This window comes from Exiguobacterium sp. FSL W8-0210, from assembly GCF_038006045.1.
Classification (GTDB): Bacteria; Bacillota; Bacilli; order Exiguobacteriales; family Exiguobacteriaceae; genus Exiguobacterium_A.
The window spans coordinates 2568113-2588429 of sequence record NZ_JBBOUK010000001.1 but is presented as its reverse complement, the minus strand read 5'-3'; the positions used below and the strand labels follow the sequence as shown (position 1 = coordinate 2588429).

Genomic DNA, 20317 nt, shown 5'->3' with positions numbered 1-20317 from the left:
GGGTGGAGCAGTTGAAAATACGTCAATTGACGGTTGATGATGCAACTCGTTACAAAGCACTGCGGTTAGAAGCCTTACGAAACCATCCTGAGGCATTCGGCTCTGATTATGAAGCAGAAAAAGATCGACCCATCGAACGGTACGCAACTCGTCTTGAAAGCGAACAGTCGATGACGTTTGGTGCGTTTCATGAAAATGAACTCGTCGGTGTCGTCACTATCGTCTGCCTGGGGCCGGTCAAAATGCGACATCGAGCGAATTTGTTTGCGATGTACGTCACGCCAAGCGCCCGAAAACAACAGGTCGGACGACAACTCGTAGAAGAGGCATTATGTACATTAAAGCAGCATCCTGTGATTGAGCAAGTCCATCTCTCGGTCGTCCGGACGAATGAAGCTGCTAAAGCGTTGTATCGATCACTTGGTTTTGAATCATACGCGATCGAACCACGGGCGCTGAAAGTCGATGATACCTATCATGATGAAGAGCTGATGTGGTATCGGTTCTAACACAAAACAACCGGATTTCAAAGAGATTGTCTCTTTGGAATCCGGTTGTTTTTTATCAGTTTGCCCATTCAGGCTTGCTGAAGCCTTTGAATGATTTTTCGATGACTGTGTTGAACGCATCCGATTCGACAGCTGCCTTCAAATCTTTTGCGACTTGTGAGTCCGCATCTTTCGTTTGGACAGCGACGAGGTTCCGGTACTTCTCGTCCATTGTCTCGAGCGCTAACGCATCGAGTAAATCGAATTTCGCAGCCAAAGCGAAGTTCCCTGGAACGGCTGAGATATCGACGCTTTCGACGGCGCGTGGTAGTTGAGCCGCCTCGAGTGGTTTAATGACGAGTTTCTTCGGATTCTTAACGATATCTTTCTCTGAAACAGTCAGTGGATCAACATCTGGCTTCAGTTCAATCCAGCCTTGTTCCGCAAGTAAGTTCAACGCCCGCGCTTGGTTCGTCGGATCATTCGGCGTCGCGACTTCAGCACCCGTCTTGACGTCGTCAAGTGTCTTCGCCGTCTTACTATATAGTCCCATCGGTGCCGTCGGAACGGTGATGAGTCCTTTTAGGTCGAGATTTTTTTCTTTAGAGAATGTCTTCAGGTAAATCGAGTGTTGGAATAAGTTAGCGTCGATATTGCCGCTACCGAGCGCGATGTTCGGTTGGATATAATCACTGAACTCGACGATTTCGACTTTGTAGCCTTGCTTTTCAAGTTGTGGTTGAATCGCTTGTTTGACCATATCGCTATAAGGACCGCTTGTCGCCCCGATCTTGATCGTCTTGTCTTTTTCATCAGCGCTGCTGTCTCCACATCCTGCGAGGACTCCTGCACCGAGTAAGGCTGTTGCTAAAAAGGCGTATCGTTTTTTCATGATTCCACTCTCCCTTTGTATGTATGATTAGCGTTTATCTGTTTTTCGCGCCAGTTGATTCCCAAGTGCTTGAATGCTTTGGACGATGACGATGAGGACGACGATCGTCACGATCATGATGAGATTATCGTAGCGATAGTAACCGAAACGGATCGCGAGGTCACCGACACCTCCGCCGCCGACGATCCCAGCCATTGCCGAGAAGCCGATCAAACTGATCGTCGTTAGCGTGATGCCCTGAATGATGCCAGGGAGTGCTTCTGGTAAAAGGATACTGACGATGATCCGTAATGGTTTCGCACCGCACGCTTCCGCTGCTTCGATCAAACCAGGTGGAATCTCACGCAGTGATGTTTCGACGAGTCGTGCGAGAAACGGAATCGCTGCGACACTGAGGCTGACGGATGCTGCTGTCGGACCAATCGTATTATCAAGCAAAAATTTCGTTAATGGAATGAGGGCAACAAGCAAGATGATGAACGGCAAGGACCGGACGATGTTGACGACGAAGTCAAGGACACGTCGGATGGCAATGTTTTGAAAGAATAAACCGCGGTCGGTGACGAACAAGAGAATCCCGAGCGGAATCCCGACGACCAATGCGAAGGCAAGTGAAATTCCGACCATCCACGCCGTCTCACCGAGCGCCTTCAAGAGCTCAGGTAACATCGTTTGAATACGATCAAGCCACATCCTGAATCACCTCGAGTGTATGAAGTTCCGTCGCGAGCCAGTCGAGGGCAGGTGCGATTTGATCGGAGGATCCCGTCAAGCTGACGATTAGGACACCAAAAGCGACGTCTTGGATGTAATCGACTTTTCCGTGCAGGATGCTGACCGAGATATCGTATCGACGGATGGCTTCCGACAACGTACTTTCACCGGTCTTCTCGCCCGTGAACTGTAGGCGGATGATCTTTCCCGGTGTCGCTTGCAAGATGCGTTCCGGTAGCTCGATCTGGAGTGCCGTGTCGACGTAATGTTGTGTCACCGGATGTTTGGCTTGACTGAACAAATCGTATGTAGAGGCAACTTCGACGACTTCCCCTTGAGACATGACCGCGACACGATGGCAAATCTGTTTGACGACATCGATCTCATGCGTGATGAGGACGATCGTCAATCCGAGTCGTTCATTCAAATCTTTCAACAAATCTAAAATCTGCAGCGTCGTGACCGGATCAAGGGCAGAGGTCGCTTCGTCACATAACAAGACGGTTGGATCATTCGCGAGTGCCCGGGCAATCCCGACGCGCTGTTTCTGTCCGCCGCTCAACTGACTCGGGAAGTTCGTCTCAAATCCTTCAAGTCCGACGAGCGAGATGAGTTCGCGAATTCGCTCCGGGAAATCTGCTCGTTTGACGCCAGCGGCCTTGAGCGCAAAAGCGATGTTATCCGCGACGTTGCGCGACTGAATCAATTGGAAATGCTGAAAGATCATTCCTGTCCGCAAGCGAAGTTGACGCAAATCTGCTTTTGACATCCCGCCGAGCGAGACACCGTCGACCTTGACGGTTCCCTGTGTCGGATGCTCAAGCCCATTGATTAGGCGAAGCAACGTACTTTTACCGGCACCGGATTCACCGATGATCCCAAAGATTTCTCCTTTTTGGATCGTCAAATCGACATCCCGTAATGCAAAAATCGGGGTCCGGTCTCGAACGAACCGTTTTGTAATGTGTTTGAATTCAATCATCCGCTCATCTCCTCATACAAAAAAAGTCGCTTTTTCCTAGTAGCAGAGCAACCAGAAAAAAGCGACGAAAGTGTAAGATTTCGTAACTTATCTCTCAGAATGAAAATCATTCTGTAGGATGTGGCACCGTTCCTTACAGGTGGTTGCCGGACGTCGTTGGGCCTAATCCCTCGGTCGCTCTCGATAAGTAGTTATGCTGTTGGGATTTACTTTAACGGAAATGATTCCCATCTGTCAAATGTTTTTTCAGAATTATTCCGCAACAGGTGTCCGGAACAGGTTGAGCGTTCCGATTCGATCGACGGCTTCTTCTAGACGTTCGACGTCAGCAATCAAGCTGATCCGTACGTAGCCTTCACCGTATTCGCCGAAGAAGGATCCAGGGGTTACAGCGACGTGTGCTTCGTCAAGCAGGTGATCGGTGAAGCTTTGGGACGTGTATCCTTCAGGCACCGGAAGCCAGACGAAGAAGGAACCGCCCGGTCGTGGTCCGCTCCAACCGATTGCATCGAGTTTAGCGAACAAGGCATTACGTCGTGTTTCGTATAAGCTACTTAACTCACGGACACATGTCTGGTCACTCGTCAGGGCAACGGTCGCTGCATGTTGGATCGGTGTGAAGGCACTGACGTAGAGATGTTCCTGATACGTCTCGATGCTTGAGATGACGGACGGATTTCCGATCGCGAAAGCGATTCGGAAGCCAGACATGTTGAAGCGTTTCGAGAGTGAGAACAACTCGATTCCGACCTCCTTCGCCCCTTCCGTCTGCAAGAAGCTTCGTGTGGGACCATCAAAGCTGATGCCGCCGTAGGCTAAATCATGGACGACACAAATATCATGGGCATCCGCGAAGGCAACGGTCTGTTCGAAGGCTTCTGCTGTCGCTGTCGCACCTGTCGGATTACTCGGGTAATTGAGGAACAACATCCGGGCGCGCTCGACATCTGTCGTATCAAGTAAATCGTAATCCGGCAGGAAGTTATTTTTCTCAAGCAATGGAAGTGTAATCGGGTAAGCACCAGCAAGTGCTGCTCCAGACAGGTAATCCGGGTACCCCGGATCCGGGACGATGACACCTTCTCCAGGATTGACGATCGTTTGTGGTAAGGCGACGATTCCGGCTTTACTACCGAGAAGAATTGCGACCTCGGTTGCCGGATCGATCGTGACGCCGAATTCGTTCGCATAAAAGCTCGCGACGGCTTGCTTTAGAAAATCATGTCCACGAAATGGTGGATATTGAAGGTTTGTTGGCTCATCGATCGCCTGTTTCAAGGCGTCGAGAATATGTACGGGCGTCGTTTGATCGGGTGTTCCTTGACCAAGGGTAATGACATCATGTCCGGCAGCTTTCACAGCACCGATCCGGTTCGCAAGTTCAGCGAAAACGGGAGCAGGAAGCCGATCGATGGCGATGGATGGAGCGAAATGTTTCATGGATGTGTGCCTCCTTCGTAGTATTGTCGTCAAGGATAACGAATATTCAGTCAAAAGAAAAGAACTTTTTTGAAATTCAAAAAAATCGTCCAATAAACAGGTACAGATATGTGGAGCGGGAATAGAGAGTAGGGAGAGGAGTGAGGAGATGAAGCGAGCTAGCTGGAAAGAAGCAGTCGTCTATCAAGTCTATTGGCGCAGTTTTAAGGATTCGAATGGGGACGGCATCGGTGATTTGCGAGGTGTCATCGACAAGCTAGATTACATCGCATCGCTTGGTGTCGATATCGTCTGGTTAAATCCATGTTACCGTTCTCCAGACATCGATAATGGCTATGATATTGCCGATTATTACACGATCATGGACAAGGCGGGGACGATGGGCGATCTACAAGAGTTGATCACAGCGGCTCACGGACGCGGCTTAAAGATAATTCTTGATTTGGTCGTCAATCATACGAGTGACCAGCATGACTGGTTCCGTCAGTCGCGGGACCGAATCCACGACAAGGATGATTGGTACATCTGGAAAGATGGAACGAAAGAGACGCCCCCGAACAATTGGCGGTCTTACTTTGCGCCGAACCCGTGGACGTGGAGTGAAGAGCGCGAACAATATTATTTCCATTCCTTTGCGAAAGAACAACCGGACTTAAACTGGGAACAACCGGCTGTCCGGCAAGCGATCTACGACATGATGAACTGGTGGATCGCTCAAGGGATTGACGGTTTCCGGATGGACGTCATCAACTTGATCAAAAAACGTTCGCTTGAGGATGTCGTCAATCCGTTTAATCTATCGTATCTCGGGAATCAACCAGGTGTGCACGACTTCCTTCAGGAAATGCATGCGAACGTCCTTGCCGGGAAAGACTTGTTTACAGTTGGTGAGATTCCGTTCGTCGGTCCAGAAGACGGTCTGTTATATGTCAGTGAAGAACGTGAAGAACTTCGAACGCTGTTTCACTTCGAAATCGCGGACGACATGGAGGCGATGGACCTTTTACGATTCAAGGAAATTCAGAAACGATGGTATGACGTCTTATACCCATTAGGTGTCAATTCACAGTTTCTCAACAACCACGATCATACGCGACAAGTGACCCGCTTCGGCAGTGAACGATACCGAGTCGAGAGTGCGAAACTACTCGGTTTGATGTTGCATACATTACCTGGCATTCCATACGTGTATCAAGGAGAAGAGATTGGGATGACGGGGATTCGCTTCTCGGATCCGTCGCTCTATCAAGACGTCGCCTTTCAAAATCGATACGCGGAGCGCGTCGCTGGCGGCGAGGATCCGGAGGTCGTACTCTCGTCAATGCAGTTACTCGCACGCGATAACTCCCGCACGCCGATGCAGTGGGACGGTACGCACGCGGCAGGCTTTACGAGTGGGAAACCGTGGTTAGCGGTCAATCCGAATTACACGGACATCAATGTCGCGCAAGCAGAAGCCGATCCATCATCCGTCCTTGCCTTTTACCGAGCATTGATTCAGATGCGAAAGGATCATCCAATCATGGTCTATGGTACGTATCGCGACTTAGCTCTTCATGATCCGTATCTCTACATCTATGAGCGGGAACTAGAGGGAGAAGTGTGGCGGATCGTTCTCAACGTGCATGACGAACCGATGCAAACTGCCTTCGTTTTATCGCAAGATAAGTTGCTTGTGTCGAACTATCCAGATGTCTCGGATGAACTACGTCCTTATGAAGCACGTGTATATCGATATGCTGTTACAGAACAGAATTGAACTACTGGACGAAAAAACATCCGCGACGTGTCAGGAACGCGTACGGATGTTTTTTCGTGTGTTATTTGAAAGGTGACGATTTTTTCGTCTGTAAGACGTGCGTGAATCGATCGACGGCTTGGCGCATCTCGTAACTTGGTCCAAGGATGAGGGGACCATGTCCGACGGCAAGAATATCCGGAGACAGTTCCGTTAATTGATCAGCGGAGCGAAGAGCAACGTCCGGATCCCATGTCGCAAGTGCTGGGAACGGAAATTGCCAACGGACGTCACCGGAGACAGCGAGTCCCCCTTGTGTCTGAAAGGCATCTCCGGCGATCAGCATCCGACTACCTTCATGCCAAAGAGAAATCGAACCAGGTGTATGACCTGGCGAAGCGATGACGCTGAGGCTACCGACTTGTTGACCACTTTCGAGCAATCGATCTGGACGTGTTTTGATGTTTTTCGGAATACCGCCTTTTAAAGGGGTCGTTTCGCCTTCGCGTAGCGTCTCGTCCCCACTGAGCAATGCGGCATCACGGTAACTGATGCAGACTTGAGCGAGAGGAAAGGCATTCGCAAGGAAATCGAGCGAGCCGACATGATCGGCATGTGCGTGTGTCAGGATAATTGCGCCGAGCGGTTTTTCTTGCTTTCGAATATAGTGATAAAGCGCCTTTGCGTTGATTCCGAGTCCGGCGTCAATCAATGTCAAACTGTCTGCTTCTTCAAACAGGTAGCAATTGACCGGGAAAAAGGATGGGGTCGTCTGCAATTGGTGTAAACGTTCGATGATCGTGACACGCATCGGCTTCACTCCTTCAAAAAGTAAATAGACTTCTTCTTTAGTATCGTCTGTTTTTGAATAGGCGTCTAGACGGATTATGTGTAAAAAGAGGCACCATCTATTACTAGATGATCCCTCCCTTGCTAATTATTCAAATGTCACCGCGAAGACAGCACCGGCATGTGGTGCATCATCTCCGTTGGCAGCTGTTGTGACGAGTAAGCGATCTTCGTAAAAAATCGGACATGTCGGATTCGAGACAGGGAAGTCGACATGATCCAGTTTTTCGCCCGTCGTGAGATTCCAACGTGTAATACATGATCCGGCGTAATGTGCGATCCAAGCATGACCTTCAGCATCCTTCGTCATACCATCCGGGAATCCTTCTTCCTCTTCGAGATCAACGGCGACGCGTTTATTCGAAAGTGGGGCATCGGGAGCGTAGTCGAAGGCATAGACTTTTTTCGTTGGTGTATCGATATGATAGAGCGTCTTGCCATCTTCTGACCAGACGAGTCCATTGGAGTTCGTCAAGTCTTCGTGTAAAACATCGATGGAACCGTCATGACGCAGGCGGAACAGCCCAGCTGTTTTACCGTCTTCTTCATTAATGCTACCAGCGACATATTGTCCGGTCGGATCGAGCTTGCCATCGTTCATCCGATCAGAATCCGGTAATGACAATTGATGTTCGAGAGACAGATGTCCTTCCTTGAGATCGAACGTGCCAAAGCCATGTGCTGATGTGACACGCAATAAGTCCGGAGCGTCCGTCAAGGCAATCGATGTAATAGCGCTTGGCAACGTATATGGTTTAAGTGCTTCTGTAACAAGATCATATGAAAAGAGCAGTTGATTCGGAATATCGACGAAATAAAAGCGTTTTGTTTTTGCGTCGTAAACAGGGGATTCACCTGTCTTGCAGGTGATATCAATGAATAGGGAAACGGTCATGAGTACTCTTCCTCCTAAGCGGACGGCTCTACATGCTGTCCAAGTAATAACAATTTAGTATACCTGTTTTGATACGCAATCAAACCTAAGTCAAGGTGTACACTCGCAACGACTTTGAGAAAAGAAACGTTAAAAAATAGCCTGCTTCCAAAGCAGACTATCGGTATGAACGTGACGTCAGCGGCTTTTCACCAATAGGTTGACCGCTTCCTTCACGAGTTCTTCTGTTTGTCCATCGCCATTTTGTTCTGCTTCCTTGACACAATCGATCAAATTCGAGCTAACGACGACGCCGATCGTCCGGTCAATCGCAGAACGGGCAGCGGAGAGCTGGGTGATGACATCGCGGCAATCTTGCCCTTCTTCCATCATCCGTAAAATACCTCGTAGCTGTCCTTCAATCCGACTAACACGGTTTTTCATCTTCCGATCATAATCCATCTTTATTCCTCCGATTCCCGTTGACCTGACGTCATGTAGTATCTTTATGCTATGCCCATTACGGTATCGCTGTCAATTCAGCAGAATTTTAAGCTATACTTTTCATAGAATGAGGGAATATGGATGTGGTGAAGTTTTTTACTTAGAAAATGGGTGAAATCGAAAACGATTTGGTGTCAGCTTGCGTATACTATATGATAGGGCTGACGTCAGAAGGAGGAGAAGGATGCACACTCAATCCGATGAATCGCTTTATCATCTGATGCGTAGCGGTGACGAGCAAGCTCTCGAGACATTATACGATAAGTACGAGAGGTTATTGTTTTCATTCGCCCATCGCTTTACGAATAATGACCGGTTGTCCGAAGAAGTCATACAGGAAGTATGGATGAAGATTTGGAACGGTCGTGTTGATTTTGATACACAAAAAGGAAAGTTTTCATCGTGGATTTTAACGATTACACGTAACGCGGCACTCGATTGTCTCCGTCGTGAAAAACGACAACCGACGATCGAAGTCGAAGAGCGGGATGGTGGATACGACGAGCCGGTCGAGCGGACGGTCATGCAGCGGGAAACGGCTGCTGAAGTGCGCGACGCAGTCAGTGAACTGAAGCCAGAGCAGCAAGAGCTGATTGAACTCGTTTACTTCCAGGGTATGACGCAGCAACAGATTTCAGAGCGACTCGATTTACCTCTTGGAACGGTCAAGACGCGAATCAGGAGCGCGATTCAAGCATTACGAAAACGAATGGATGGGAGGGAACGAGATGGAAGAACGTTGTCATGACTTAATCGATTATTTCAATGGAACATTATCCGCAGCAGATCGCGACGCGTTCGCAGCGCATCTTGCGACGTGCGAAGAATGTCGTGAAGCGCTTTTAGAAATGGAAGAACTCATGCTTCCCATCGCTGAATCGCTTCCGGAGCGACCCGTTCCTGCAGGTATGAAAGCACGAATTCTTGGAGAAGTCCTTGGTTCAGCAGAGGCAGCGTCTCCGAAGGAAGCGCCGATGACTACTCCGGTAGACATTAAACAAGCACGTCAGCAACAAACGAAGAAGAAGAGTGTGCCACTCGGTTGGTTGATGAGTATCGCCGCCGCCTTGATTCTCTCGCTTGGTGCGAATGCCTACTTCCTGTCACAGGAAGAGAGCACAGATACACCAGAGACGTTAGCCATGGATGAGATCAAAGGGATGGGGAACTTTGAAAGTACCGAGTCCATTAAAGGATCGAGCATGATTTTCACGCAAAACGATAAATCGTATATGCTCGTTCAACTGAAAGATTTACCACCGCTTCAAAAAGGTCAGCTCTATCAATTGTGGACGCTCGAAGGAGAGACACCTACTGCGAACGGTGTCATCGAAAAAGATGGAGAGGCAGCAGCTGTCTTCCCGCTTAAAGGAGACGGAAAAGTTGATGCCGTCGCCATCACGGTCGAACCCGAACCGGATTTAGAAAAACCGACGGGTGAAATCGTCGCATCGGTAGCACTCTAAAAATGATGTTTAACGGATCCGTCTCGAGCGGATCCGTTTTTGTGTAAGATGTCGAGTGGATTAGGTAAAAAAGTGATGGAATGATAAGAAATCAAACGAATTTCTAAATTTCACTGAAAAAAAGAGTCAGAGCAGACGATAGTTAGGAGAATGACATTTCATAAGGAGAGACCTCATACAATGAATGAATGGATCATCTTAACGAAACACTACGAAGTGACATTGGTCGTGTTATCGGTGCTCGTTGCCATCCTCGGCTCATATGGTTCACTGGAGTTAAATCGTCGTCTAGCGAAAGCGACTTCCTTAAAGAAGCGTGCCTTGTTCCTCTCGTCGTTGACGATGGGGTTATCGATCTGGGGAATGCATTTCGTCGGGATGGGGGCATTCTCTCTGTCCGTCACGGTTCGCTATGATTGGTTTTTAATGTTCTTATCCGTCATTCCCGCTATTTTGGCTGCTTTCATTGCCTTTCATTTGTTGTACTCGTCGACGATTACGCGAAAGAAGGTCATTTTAGCAGGATCCCTGATGGGGTGCGGAATCGCTACGATGCATTACCTTGGCATGATGGCGATGGAGTTCGGTGGAGCCGTTCGGTATGAGAAGAGTTTATTTTTTTTATCCGTCCTGATTGCAGTCACTGTCGCCTATATCGCCTTGCTACTGCTTCATCGCTTGAGACATGTCGCTAAGAAACGAATCTTGATTCCCATCGCAGTCGTGATGGGGTTTGCCATCTCTTCGATGCATTATGTCGGAATGCTCGGCACATCGTTCTGTATTCCAGCCTCAGATGCCGGACTTATCGGTGATGCTCCAATCACGTCGAACATCTTGAACGAAGTCGCGATACCGGTCTTCTTGATTCTCGTGTTGATTGCAGGTCTCTACATTCACCTCGAACGTCGTGCACTGCAGATGATGGCGTATACCGATCATCTGACGGGATTACACAACCGACGATGGCTCGATCATCACATGACAAGAGTCGATGCCCAGTATGGTCGTGCTAAGCAGGAGATGGCGATGGCGTTACTTGATCTTGATGGATACAAATGGGTCAATGACACATTCGGATTCGATAAGGGAGATGCGGTCATCCGCCAATTCGCAGAACGGATGTTACAGACGTTGAAGGAAGATGAAGCGTGTATTCGTTATAACGGGACGCAGTTCTTCCTCATCAAACGTGTCTCACAAGAAGACATGACGGATGTCTTCGAACAAATTTTAGACGATGTACGTCTTCCGATTGATCTCGAAGATCAACCGGTTCATTTGACAGCAACGATGGGCGTCATCCTCCCGAATGCGAAGGAATCACTTGAGATGCGGATCGGTCAGATGGAGAGTGCGCTTCGGGCTGGCAAAAATGAGGGGCGTGATCGCTTCATCGTGTATGATGACTCACTACACTCGGATCGTAGAGAGCAATTGATTGTCGGATCCTTACGCCGGGCGATGACGGATTTCAAGGAGTTCACCCTCGTCTATCAACCGAAGATCGCCCTTGCGACGGGAAAAGTTGATCAAGCGGAAGTCTTGATCCGCTGGAATCATCCGAAGTTTGGATTCATCTCACCGGCGGAGTTCATCCCGCTTGCAGAAAAATACAGTTTGATTCACCGTTTAACTAAGTGGGTACTCAAAGAGACCGTCGCCCAGATGGAGATTTGGAAGAAGGAAGATTATTTCATTCGCCAAGTCTCGGTGAACTTATCGGCGATGCATTTCCGGTCCGAGTCACACAACTTAATGATTAAGGAAATCGTCCACCATTCATTGAAGAATGGGAGCGAACTACAGCTACAGCTTGAAATCACGGAAACATCCGTCATGGAGAACCTCGACCGGGCAATGATGATGCTCGGTGAACTGAAACAACTCAGTCTGACGATCGCACTTGATGATTTCGGAACGGGTCTATCATCATTGACACACCTGAAGCATCTCCCGATTGATATCCTGAAGATCGATAAATCGTTCATTGATGAAGTCCCGCATGACGAACGCGGAACGGCAATCACGGAAATGATCATCCAGCTTGCGAAGAGTCTCGGGATCGAAGTCGTCGCGGAAGGCGTCGAGACACTCGAACAGCATCTTTTCCTGAAACGTCTCGGTTGTGATTATGGACAAGGTTATTATTACAGTAAGCCGATGCATGTGAAGGATCTGAATCAGCGGATGATTGAAGAGACCGTTCTAAATGTCGGATAAAGCAATCCAAACACGACTTTCGTTCGTATACTAGATAAGCATGCGAGGATGATGCATGCGACGTCTGGGGGGACGCAAAGCGCTGGATTTTCTCACCAGCTTGTGCACGACGCAGACAGACATCTAGTACATTCAATCATACTCAGACCATCCAAGCTTTTAACGTAGCATCTGTCTGTTCGAACACAAACAAAGGCAACTTCCATCGCGGAAGTTGCCTTTTTCGTCTGTGCTTATGAACGAACCGTGAGGACACAGCCTGTCTGATCCGTAACGAGCACGTTCGTATTGAAGTATTGTCCATCGCTTTTAAGGATCAACGCTTTTTTCTCCGCGTTGTAATCGAGCGTCATGTCTTGATCGAGGAAATGACTCGACCATCGTTTGACAAGAACGGGTCCGACATTCGAGTCGATCGTCATGTCTTCCGGGGTCGCTTCATCGACGAGACGAATACTGAAGATACCAGAGTTTCCGCAACCGCAACCTTCTGTATCGTAGTAGAGGTGTAGTTGACCGGATACTTCACCGCGTAATTGATTGATTCGTTCCTGAGCAGATGGTGTAAATGTGATGTTCATGGTCATTCACTCCTTTTCTCTAGTATACGCCGTTCGAATGAGAAAGGAACGTCACTTGCTCACGCTGACTCGACGGCGCATCCGTACAAGAAGGAAGATATACCCGGCTAACAATAAGACGACGCTACCGAGAACCGCCGTATCGACGAGACCGTTATCCGACTCGAAATTGATTGCGATGTACGCCCAGACGAAGACGAGCGGATAAATCGGATCGCGGTTTGCGAACATGAAGAGAAGGGCGACGATGACACCGACGACAAGCATAATCATCGTCCAACCGGCATCTCCGATTCCAAGCCACGATGTCACGCCCTCTGCGTTGATCGTTAGGAAGATGTCGGCGATCGTTGCGACCGATACCCAGCCGAGATAAAGCGAGAAAGGTAGCTTGAAGCGTAAGCCTTTCGTCTCGCGGTCGATTTTCGAGTAGATGACGATCAATGACAGCAAGAGACCAACGATGACGACGACAGATACTACGAACAATTCGAAGGTGAATGAGACAATCCAGCCAGCATTGAATAAACAGCTGATCAGGAACCATGGTCCGATTTTTTTCGCCAGTTCATGTTCCTTGAATTTTGGGATCGTTTGGAGAATCAACCAAATGAGTAAAATCGTATAGATCAATCCCCAAATCGAGAACGCATAACCAGCCGGTTTGAATAACGTAAAGATGGAGTCAGAAATCCGTCCTGTCTTTCCACCATCGAGGGCGTTCACAGCAATCGTAAAGATGAAGCCGACCCAGTTAAGCCAAATCCATTTATTTTTCAAACAAAAAACCTCCTTTATTCTCTAAAGAAGGTTTACCCAAAAATCATTTTCATTAGTCATCATGGTCGACGCGTCGGGTTCAAAAAGGACATGCCGATGGCGGGGTTTCCGGTATGTGAACCGAGAACCGGCGTTAAATCATCGATTCGGACCCGGACGTCGAACTGTGCTTCGAGTCGATTTTTCCAATCGAGCGCCAGTTCATACGCTGTCGCGTGGAACAACGAGATGTCCGTCACTTGACCGCGCTCGAGAATCAAAACAAGGTGATCAAAAATCTTCGAATAGGCTTTCTTGAACGTCCGAACGGTTTGGTATGGAACGATCTTTCCTTCTTCGAAGTGGAACAACGGACGGAGTTGCAACAAGTTACCGACGAATGCCTTCGTCGAGGAGATCCGTCCACCGGCTTGCAATTGATCGAGGTTCGCGACAGTGAATTCGATATGGTGGTCGAAGCGACGCTCCAGAATGATCTGTTCGACGGATTCAATCGAGTGTCCCGCTTCGACGAGCTCCATTGCCTCTGCTAAGAGCTGACCAGCCGGATAAATCCCACAACGAGAATCAATCGCGATCAAGCGGAAGCCGGCAATTTCTGCGCCTTGGACGGAAGCGTTGTACGTTCCGCTCAGTTCACTCGACAGGTGGACAGCAAAACCGATGTCGTAATCTTCTTTTAGTCGTTCGTAGTGTTCGGTAAAACTACCGATGGAAGGTTGACTCGTCGTCACTTTATGTTTTGCATCAATCCAGCTATAGACGGTTTCCGCATTTACATCGACCCCATCGATGAAACTTTCGCCATCCTTCATGACGAGTAAAGGGACAACCGAGAGATCGTCGCGCTTTGCGATCGTATCCGGTAAAATCGTCGTACTATCAGTGATCCAAGCAATCCGCATTACAAGTTCCTCCTAAATTTAGTACCTGATAATAATTCTAGGTGTAAGCGTTCTCGCTGTCAAATGAACATTAAAAAATATCAAACGTTTTAGTTGATTAAATAATGAAATACGCTATAATCGGTACGTGATTAGTAAACTTTTAGTCATCTTATACTAAACTAAGCCGATGAGAGGAGGACGTCGATTGTACTCAATCGGACAAAAAATCAAGAACCTCCGTCTTCAAAAGGGATTGACGCAAGAGGAACTCGGGGAAAGAACAGACCTGAGTAAAGGGTACATCTCGCAACTCGAACGGGAAATCAGTTCCCCATCGATCGAGACACTGTTTCATCTCCTTGAAGTCCTTGGCATCTCACCGAAGGATTTCTTTGATGAGGACGCACTCAATCAAAAAGTCGTCTATGGAGAAGAAGATGTCACAACATATGCGGACGAAGAACAAGGGTATCATGTCACATGGCTCATTCCGGAATCGAATGAAAAAGAGATGGAACCGGTCCTGCTGACACTTGCGCCAGGGGGAGCCTTCAAGACGTATGAACCGTCGGGGGCGGAAACATTTGTCTATGTGCTCGCGGGGAACGTCACATTGATGCTCGGACGTCAGTCTTTTTTAGCGAAGCAAGGGGAGACACTTTACTATAAGGCTTCAGAAATTCATCAATTACGCAATGAGTCAATGCAAGAGACAAAGGTCCTCGTGACCGCAACCGACTCATACCTATAAAGGAGGAACTAGATTGGCAGATACTACGATCATTCAATTCAAGGACGTAACGAAACGTTATGACGATCAGACCGTTCTTGATCAAGTCAGCTTTGAAATCGAACGCGGAAAGTTTTATACGTTACTCGGACCGTCGGGGTGCGGAAAAACGACGATCTTACGACTTATCGCCGGTTTTTCGGAAGCGACAGAGGGAGACATTATCTTCGACGGGAAACGGATCAATGATGTGCCGGCGAACAAACGTCAAGTTAATACCGTTTTCCAAGATTACGCACTGTTCCCACACTTAAATGTCTTCGAAAACATTGCTTTTGGTCTTCGGATCAAGAAGGTGAAGGAAGCGGAAATCGCACAACGTGTGACCGATGCATTGAAGTTCGTCAACTTGTCCGGTTATGAGAAACGGGAAATCACCGAGATGTCGGGTGGACAACGGCAGCGTGTCGCGATTGCCCGGGCAATCGTCAATGAACCGGAAGTCATCTTGCTTGATGAGCCGCTCTCGGCACTCGACTTGAAATTGCGGACAGAGATGCAATATGAGCTCCGCGACTTACAACGTCGCCTTGGAATCACGTTCATCTTCGTCACACACGACCAAGAAGAGGCACTCGCGATGTCAGATGAAATCTTCGTTCTCAATCACGGCGTCATTCAACAATCGGGAACGCCGACAGATATTTATGATGAACCGATCAACCGCTTCGTCGCGGACTTCATCGGCGAGTCGAATATCATTCCTGGACGTATGATCGAAGATTATCGAGTTTGGTTCGCAGAAAAAGAATTCGAATGTGTTGACCGCGGTCTTGAGCTGAACGAACCGGTCGAAATCGTCATTCGTCCCGAGGATCTTGAAATCACGAACGTGACACAAGGAAAACTAAAGGTTACGGTCGACTCACAGTTGTTCCGTGGGGTGCACTATGAAATCGCCTGTATGGATGAAGTCGGAAACGAATGGCTCGTCCACAGTACGAAAAAAGCAACGGTTGGTGAACAAATCGGTCTGACGTTTGATCCGGAAGCGATCCACGTCATGCGATTGAATGAGACGGAAGAAGAATTTGATAAGCGTCTGGAATCCTACGACGGGGTGTTATGATGCAGAAATCACGTAACTGGTATCTCATCCCGTATCTATTCTGGATCGCCTTATTCGTCATCGCACCAATTGTGCTCGTCGTCTATTATTCATTCCTTGATCTTGATGGCAATTTCTCATTTGAGAACTACCGGAACTTCTTCACATCGACGTATCTAACGATGACGCTTAGTTCGTTCTGGTATGCCTTTTTGATCACCTTGTTTTCACTCTTGATCGGTTATCCGACGGCTTATTTGCTGACGAAGACGAAACATAAACAACTTTGGCTGTTGCTCGTCATCTTGCCGACGTGGATCAACTTATTGTTGAAGGCCTACGCCTTCATCGGATTGTTCAGTACGTATGGTCTCGCAAATCAAACGCTTGAAGCGATCGGAATCGGACGGAAGCAAATCCTGTTTACCGATTTCAGTTTTGTCTTCGTCTCGGTTTACATTTTCATTCCGTTCATGATCCTACCGATCTTTAACGCGATAGAAAAACTGAGCCCATCGCTCGTCTTCGCGGCACGTGATCTCGGAGCTTCAAATTTCACGACATTCCGTCGTGTCGTCTTTCCGTTGACACTTGACGGTGTGAAATCAGGCTGTCAGCTTGTCTTCATTCCGGCATTGTCACTGTTCATGATCACGCGTTTGATTGCCGGGAACCGCGTCATTACGCTCGGTACGGCGATTGAACAGCAATTTCTCGTGACACAGAACTGGGGCATGGGCGCTACGATTGCCGTCTTCCTCATCATCGCGATGGCAATCATCCTTGCCTTGACAAGTACGAAACGGAAGAAAGGAGCGACGACTTGATGAAACGTCTGAAACTAGCAAATCTTTATTTGATCGGTGTCTTCATCATTTTGTATGCTCCGATTTTCTATCTCGCATTCTATTCGTTCAACAGCGCTGATAACATGACGAACTTCGATTCGTTCACGTGGGATTGGTACAAGGAAGTCTTCCAAGATTCACGCTTGTTGATCATCGTCTTGAACACACTCGTCATCGCGTTGTTGTCAGCTGCAATCTCGACGATTCTCGGAGTATTCGGAGCGATCGGGATCCAGGCGGTCCGCAAGAAACGTGTCGAGACGTCGTTGTTGACGCTCAACAGTATCTTGATCGTCAGCCCCGATGTCATCATCGGAGCATCGTTTCTGATCTTCTTTACGATGCTTGGAATCCAGCTTGGCTTTACGTCAGTCTTACTCTCTCATATCGCATTTTCGGTACCGATCGTCGTCATTCTCGTCTTGCCGAAATTACAGGAGATGAGTCCAACGCTCGTCGATGCGGCGCGTGACTTAGGCGCGAGTCGCTGGGATGTCTTAACGAAGGTCGTCCTGCCGTACATCACACCCGGTATCTTTGCTGGATTCTTTACGGCATTGACGTATTCACTTGACGATTTTGCGGTGACATTCTTCGTGACAGGAAACGGCTTTACGACGTTATCTGTCGAAATCTACTCACTTGCCCGCCAAGGGATTTCGATGAAGATCAATGCGTTGTCGACCGTCATCTTCTTGTTTACATTCCTGCTCGTCATCGGCTACTACTTCTTGAACCAACGAGCTGCTACGAAGCTTTCGCGACCGGAGGTGAAATGACCGTTGAAAAAATTGATTCAATTATTCGTCGCGATTTTCTTGATCTCGGGTGTCATCCTATTCACCTTGAATCAGTTAAACGAGACACAAGGGTATTCAGGTAAGAATGTCCTGAACATTTATAACTGGGGCGATTATATCGATCCGGCACTGATCAAACAGTTCGAAAAAGAGAGCGGCATCAAGGTCGTCTATCAGACATTCGACTCGAACGAAGCGATGTTGACGAAAATCGAACAGGGAGGAACGACGTATGATATCGCCGTTCCATCCGACTATGCGATCGCAAAGATGATCGATGAGAAGCTCGTCCTGCCGATTGATCATCAAAAAATCCCGAATCTCAAAAATATCGATTCACGTTTCTTGAATCTATCCTTTGATCCGAAAAATAAGTATTCGATTCCGTATTTCTGGGGAACGGTCGGTATTGTCTACAACAAAGACTTGATCGGAAAAAAACCGACGAGCTGGAAGGATCTATGGGATCCGAAGCTGAAGAACCAGATTCTACTTGCCGATGGTGCGCGTGAAGTGATAGGTATGAGTTTGAACAGTCTCGGTTATTCCTTGAATGAGACGAATGAGTCGAAGCTACAGGAAGCAAAAGCGAACCTGATGCGTTTGACGCCAAATGTCAAAGCGATCGTCGGGGACGAAATCAAGTTATTGCTTGCAAACGAAGAAGCAGGACTTGGTGTCGTCTGGTCTGGAGATGCGAACGAGATCATGAGTGAGAACGACAAACTTGACTACGTCATTCCAAAAGAAGGCTCAAACGTCTGGTTCGATAATATCGTCATTCCAAAGACAGCTAAAAACGTCAAGGGAGCACATCAGTTCATCAACTTCATGTTACGCCCAGATATTTCAGCGAAAAATGCGGACTACGTCGGTTATTCGACACCGAACAAAGAAGGCTTAAAGTTACTCGACAAGTCGGTTCGGACGGATAAACGATTCTATCCTGATAAACAAGTCACTGATACGCTTGAAGTCTATGAGAACCTCGGGAAGAAGATGCTCGCGCATTACAATGAGTTGTTCTTAGAGTTTAAGATGCATAAGAAATGAGGAAAGACCTAGTGCTAGGGGCACTAGGTTCTTTTTTTATTTCTCTTCATAAAAATAAATATAAGTTCCCAAAAAAAACTGTAAAAACTGAATAATTTTTTGAAATAGGGGAATGAGTTTATTATCAACGCCTTTTTACAGGCACCGGGGAGGACATCATCATGAAACAAGTTTTAGGAATCATCTTAACTGCCGCTCTCACTGTCAGCATCGTGTCAGGAACTTCATATAAACAGCAACCGGTCGAGGCATCAAAACAATCAGACGTCAAATGGCTTCAAGAAATTCAAACACAAGCGAAACAAGCGCGCTCACTCGATGGAAAAGTCGTACTTGAAAAAACGACACTTGCACAAGTACATAAAGCGTACAAAGGGGAAAAGAACTCCAATTGGTGTCAAAGTGGAAATGGTCTTGCTTCAGCAGATCGCTCCCTACATTACTGTTCAACGTATGGTGTGAAGGACACAAAAGCTAAAGTTAGCGCCATCGTCTATGATCCAAAGCAAATCAAACGGACGGTGACGGTCAAAGAAGCTAAAAAAGCATATCCGACAGCGAAACTCGATAAAACATTCAACGTCATGACTGTTTCCTCGAAACAGGTCAACATTTATCTAAATTTAAATTCCGACCGTACACAAGTCATGTCAATTCTAGTAAAATATAACTAACGAAAAAGGATGACCGATTCGGCCATCCTTTTTATTTAATCGTTTTATAAAGTGGTACGAGATGTGAATAGGTATTTCGAATTATTTCGAGTAATTCTTCGCGTGACAGTTGATGAACTTGTTCTGCCGGAATATGGCGACCAACAAGGAACTCTGCTTTTTTGACGTCGTGGAAACGTTGTAAACCTTTTTGAAGATCCGTCGCGTGAACAGGAACCGCGTCTTTTTTCATATGGTCATAAGAAACGACGAAATCATCCGGAAGAGTCGTCAGCAGTTCCGTATGCTGTAACAGTTTTGATGCATATTGTTGTTTGTTCGGTAACTCATAAATATAAGCGAGCCAAATGAACAAGTGATCATCAAATAGACCGACTTGAAAGTGCGGATGTTTTTTATATCCACGTTTATCGGGTGAGAATGCCATCCATGTATCTTTCGGAGGATTGACCTTCCGCCGAGCATGTTGCGCGATGTGGACATGGACATCTTCTGCTGTTGCGACTGTCAAGTCAGGTGCGACTTCTTGACCGATGTCGCGGAAGACAGGCTGAATCCGTTCACGAATCGCCTTCATCCGGGGTTCTAATCCATCAATCTGAAATGTATCAAATGCATGTTGCGTGAATGTGTTTGTCATGAAAAATATCACCTCACATCAATTGTATCAAAGCATACTATCGAAG

Annotated in this window: 22 protein-coding genes and 1 riboswitch; of the genes, 11 read left to right on the top strand and 11 right to left on the bottom strand. The window is 47.6% G+C overall.

Annotation, left to right across the window (positions count from 1 at the left end):
• The first annotated feature begins 11 nt into the window (after positions 1–11).
• Positions 12–509 carry a GNAT family N-acetyltransferase gene (locus MKY22_RS13485; protein WP_341089197.1) on the top strand — a complete coding sequence of 166 codons (498 nt, stop codon included), beginning with the start codon at positions 12–14 and terminating at the stop codon, positions 507–509.
• A 55-nt stretch (positions 510–564) separates the two neighbouring features.
• Here MKY22_RS13485 and MKY22_RS13480 read toward each other — a convergent pair whose 3' ends face one another.
• The 4 genes from MKY22_RS13480 to MKY22_RS13465 form a co-directional block, all read right to left on the bottom strand.
• Positions 565–1380: a MetQ/NlpA family ABC transporter substrate-binding protein gene (locus MKY22_RS13480; RefSeq protein ID WP_341089195.1), complete on the bottom strand. Its 816-nt coding sequence runs from the start codon at positions 1378–1380 to the stop codon at positions 565–567.
• Positions 1381–1407: 27 nt separating this feature from the next.
• The gene (locus tag MKY22_RS13475; RefSeq protein WP_035410311.1) at positions 1408–2073 is read right to left on the bottom strand and encodes a methionine ABC transporter permease; all 666 of its coding nucleotides are present in this window, start codon (positions 2071–2073) and stop codon (positions 1408–1410) included.
• On the bottom strand, positions 2063–3076 hold the full coding sequence (locus tag MKY22_RS13470) for a methionine ABC transporter ATP-binding protein (RefSeq protein ID WP_341089191.1): 1014 nt from the start codon (positions 3074–3076) through the stop codon (positions 2063–2065). Before MKY22_RS13470 ends, MKY22_RS13475 begins: the two co-directional genes overlap by 11 nt.
• Positions 3077–3160: 84 nt before the next feature.
• Positions 3161–3266: riboswitch (SAM riboswitch) on the bottom strand.
• A 62-nt stretch (positions 3267–3328) separates the two neighbouring features.
• Positions 3329–4516, bottom strand: a complete 1188-nt coding sequence (locus tag MKY22_RS13465; RefSeq protein WP_312067706.1) for an aminotransferase class I/II-fold pyridoxal phosphate-dependent enzyme — start codon at positions 4514–4516, stop codon at positions 3329–3331.
• A 148-nt stretch (positions 4517–4664) separates the two neighbouring features.
• Here MKY22_RS13465 and MKY22_RS13460 point away from each other — a divergent pair, with 148 nt between their 5' ends.
• Entirely contained in the window at positions 4665–6275 is a 1611-nt protein-coding gene (locus tag MKY22_RS13460) for an alpha-glucosidase (protein WP_341089186.1), read from the top strand.
• 61 nt (positions 6276–6336) lie between these two features.
• Here the strand turns inward: MKY22_RS13460 and MKY22_RS13455 are convergent, their stop codons facing one another.
• The 3 genes from MKY22_RS13455 to MKY22_RS13445 all read right to left on the bottom strand — a co-directional run bounded on the left by MKY22_RS13455 (position 6337) and on the right by MKY22_RS13445 (position 8439).
• On the bottom strand, positions 6337–7065 hold the full coding sequence (locus MKY22_RS13455) for an MBL fold metallo-hydrolase (protein WP_214852343.1): 729 nt from the start codon (positions 7063–7065) through the stop codon (positions 6337–6339).
• A 126-nt stretch (positions 7066–7191) separates the two neighbouring features.
• Positions 7192–7998 (bottom strand): SMP-30/gluconolactonase/LRE family protein, encoded by an 807-nt coding sequence (locus tag MKY22_RS13450; protein ID WP_056063188.1) that lies wholly within the window; start codon positions 7996–7998, stop codon positions 7192–7194.
• Between the two features lie 177 nt (positions 7999–8175).
• Complete coding sequence (locus MKY22_RS13445) at positions 8176–8439, bottom strand: metal-sensitive transcriptional regulator (RefSeq protein ID WP_214852345.1); 264 nt, start codon at positions 8437–8439, stop codon at positions 8176–8178.
• A gap of 226 nt (positions 8440–8665) precedes the next feature.
• On the opposite strand from MKY22_RS13445, the gene MKY22_RS13440 reads away from it, so the two are divergent.
• From MKY22_RS13440 to MKY22_RS13430, 3 genes are all read left to right on the top strand, one after another.
• A complete protein-coding gene (locus MKY22_RS13440) occupies positions 8666–9229 on the top strand; it encodes an RNA polymerase sigma factor (protein WP_223040817.1) in 564 nt (187 codons plus the stop codon).
• Positions 9210–9947, top strand: coding sequence for an anti-sigma factor (locus MKY22_RS13435; protein ID WP_341089179.1), 738 nt, complete (start codon positions 9210–9212; stop codon positions 9945–9947). The genes MKY22_RS13440 and MKY22_RS13435 overlap by 20 nt, the downstream gene beginning before the upstream one ends.
• Before the next feature lie 180 nt (positions 9948–10127).
• A complete protein-coding gene (locus MKY22_RS13430; protein WP_341089177.1) occupies positions 10128–12170 on the top strand; it encodes a bifunctional diguanylate cyclase/phosphodiesterase in 2043 nt (680 codons plus the stop codon).
• 233 nt (positions 12171–12403) lie between these two features.
• On the opposite strand, the gene MKY22_RS13425 is transcribed toward MKY22_RS13430, so the two are convergent.
• Genes MKY22_RS13425 through MKY22_RS13415 form a run of 3 tightly spaced genes read right to left on the bottom strand, consistent with a single transcriptional unit; the run spans position 12404 to position 14436 of the window.
• Positions 12404–12751, bottom strand: a complete 348-nt coding sequence (locus MKY22_RS13425) for an iron-sulfur cluster biosynthesis family protein (RefSeq protein WP_035410282.1) — start codon at positions 12749–12751, stop codon at positions 12404–12406.
• Between the two features lie 51 nt (positions 12752–12802).
• A complete protein-coding gene (locus tag MKY22_RS13420; RefSeq protein WP_214852355.1) occupies positions 12803–13531 on the bottom strand; it encodes a tryptophan-rich sensory protein in 729 nt (242 codons plus the stop codon).
• Positions 13532–13590: 59 nt separating this feature from the next.
• Entirely contained in the window at positions 13591–14436 is an 846-nt protein-coding gene (locus tag MKY22_RS13415; protein WP_214852357.1) for a DegV family protein, read from the bottom strand.
• 187 nt (positions 14437–14623) lie between these two features.
• Between MKY22_RS13415 and MKY22_RS13410 the strand changes: the two genes are divergently transcribed.
• From MKY22_RS13410 to MKY22_RS13385, 6 genes are all read left to right on the top strand, one after another.
• Entirely contained in the window at positions 14624–15169 is a 546-nt protein-coding gene (locus tag MKY22_RS13410; RefSeq protein ID WP_290784461.1) for a helix-turn-helix domain-containing protein, read from the top strand.
• A 13-nt stretch (positions 15170–15182) separates the two neighbouring features.
• Positions 15183–16277 (top strand): ABC transporter ATP-binding protein, encoded by a 1095-nt coding sequence (locus MKY22_RS13405; protein ID WP_035410273.1) that lies wholly within the window; start codon positions 15183–15185, stop codon positions 16275–16277.
• The gene (locus tag MKY22_RS13400) at positions 16277–17083 is read left to right on the top strand and encodes an ABC transporter permease (RefSeq protein WP_445298376.1); all 807 of its coding nucleotides are present in this window, start codon (positions 16277–16279) and stop codon (positions 17081–17083) included. Before MKY22_RS13405 ends, MKY22_RS13400 begins: the two co-directional genes overlap by 1 nt.
• The gene (locus MKY22_RS13395; RefSeq protein WP_035410268.1) at positions 17083–17883 is read left to right on the top strand and encodes an ABC transporter permease; all 801 of its coding nucleotides are present in this window, start codon (positions 17083–17085) and stop codon (positions 17881–17883) included. The genes MKY22_RS13400 and MKY22_RS13395 overlap by 1 nt, the downstream gene beginning before the upstream one ends.
• 3 nt (positions 17884–17886) lie before the next feature.
• Positions 17887–18957, top strand: coding sequence for an ABC transporter substrate-binding protein (locus MKY22_RS13390; protein WP_311246643.1), 1071 nt, complete (start codon positions 17887–17889; stop codon positions 18955–18957).
• Positions 18958–19118: 161 nt separating this feature from the next.
• Positions 19119–19631: a hypothetical protein gene (locus tag MKY22_RS13385; protein WP_035410262.1), complete on the top strand. Its 513-nt coding sequence runs from the start codon at positions 19119–19121 to the stop codon at positions 19629–19631.
• Positions 19632–19662: 31 nt separating this feature from the next.
• On the opposite strand, the gene MKY22_RS13380 is transcribed toward MKY22_RS13385, so the two are convergent.
• Positions 19663–20271, bottom strand: a complete 609-nt coding sequence (locus tag MKY22_RS13380) for a YktB family protein (protein ID WP_312193635.1) — start codon at positions 20269–20271, stop codon at positions 19663–19665.
• Between the last annotated feature and the right edge of the window lie 46 nt (positions 20272–20317).

Excerpts from the sequence above, each read along its gene's own strand:
- MKY22_RS13460 (WP_341089186.1), top strand. The coding sequence starts at position 4,665 with ATGAAGCGAGCTAGCTGGAAAGAAGCAGTCGTCTATCAAGTCTATTGG.
- MKY22_RS13425 (WP_035410282.1), bottom strand. The coding sequence starts at position 12,751 with ATGAACATCACATTTACACCATCTGCTCAGGAACGAATCAATCAATTA.
- MKY22_RS13470 (WP_341089191.1), bottom strand. The coding sequence starts at position 3,076 with ATGATTGAATTCAAACACATTACAAAACGGTTCGTTCGAGACCGGACC.
- MKY22_RS13465 (WP_312067706.1), bottom strand. The coding sequence starts at position 4,516 with ATGAAACATTTCGCTCCATCCATCGCCATCGATCGGCTTCCTGCTCCC.
- MKY22_RS13400 (WP_445298376.1), top strand. The coding sequence starts at position 16,277 with ATGCAGAAATCACGTAACTGGTATCTCATCCCGTATCTATTCTGGATC.
- MKY22_RS13430 (WP_341089177.1), top strand. The coding sequence starts at position 10,128 with ATGAATGAATGGATCATCTTAACGAAACACTACGAAGTGACATTGGTC.
- MKY22_RS13450 (WP_056063188.1), bottom strand. The coding sequence starts at position 7,998 with ATGACCGTTTCCCTATTCATTGATATCACCTGCAAGACAGGTGAATCC.
- MKY22_RS13445 (WP_214852345.1), bottom strand. The coding sequence starts at position 8,439 with ATGGATTATGATCGGAAGATGAAAAACCGTGTTAGTCGGATTGAAGGA.
- MKY22_RS13435 (WP_341089179.1), top strand. The coding sequence starts at position 9,210 with ATGGAAGAACGTTGTCATGACTTAATCGATTATTTCAATGGAACATTA.
- MKY22_RS13395 (WP_035410268.1), top strand. The coding sequence starts at position 17,083 with ATGAAACGTCTGAAACTAGCAAATCTTTATTTGATCGGTGTCTTCATC.
- MKY22_RS13415 (WP_214852357.1), bottom strand. The coding sequence starts at position 14,436 with ATGCGGATTGCTTGGATCACTGATAGTACGACGATTTTACCGGATACG.
- MKY22_RS13380 (WP_312193635.1), bottom strand. The coding sequence starts at position 20,271 with ATGACAAACACATTCACGCAACATGCATTTGATACATTTCAGATTGAT.
- MKY22_RS13440 (WP_223040817.1), top strand. The coding sequence starts at position 8,666 with ATGCACACTCAATCCGATGAATCGCTTTATCATCTGATGCGTAGCGGT.
- MKY22_RS13385 (WP_035410262.1), top strand. The coding sequence starts at position 19,119 with ATGAAACAAGTTTTAGGAATCATCTTAACTGCCGCTCTCACTGTCAGC.
- MKY22_RS13455 (WP_214852343.1), bottom strand. The coding sequence starts at position 7,065 with ATGCGTGTCACGATCATCGAACGTTTACACCAATTGCAGACGACCCCA.
- MKY22_RS13480 (WP_341089195.1), bottom strand. The coding sequence starts at position 1,380 with ATGAAAAAACGATACGCCTTTTTAGCAACAGCCTTACTCGGTGCAGGA.
- MKY22_RS13475 (WP_035410311.1), bottom strand. The coding sequence starts at position 2,073 with ATGTGGCTTGATCGTATTCAAACGATGTTACCTGAGCTCTTGAAGGCG.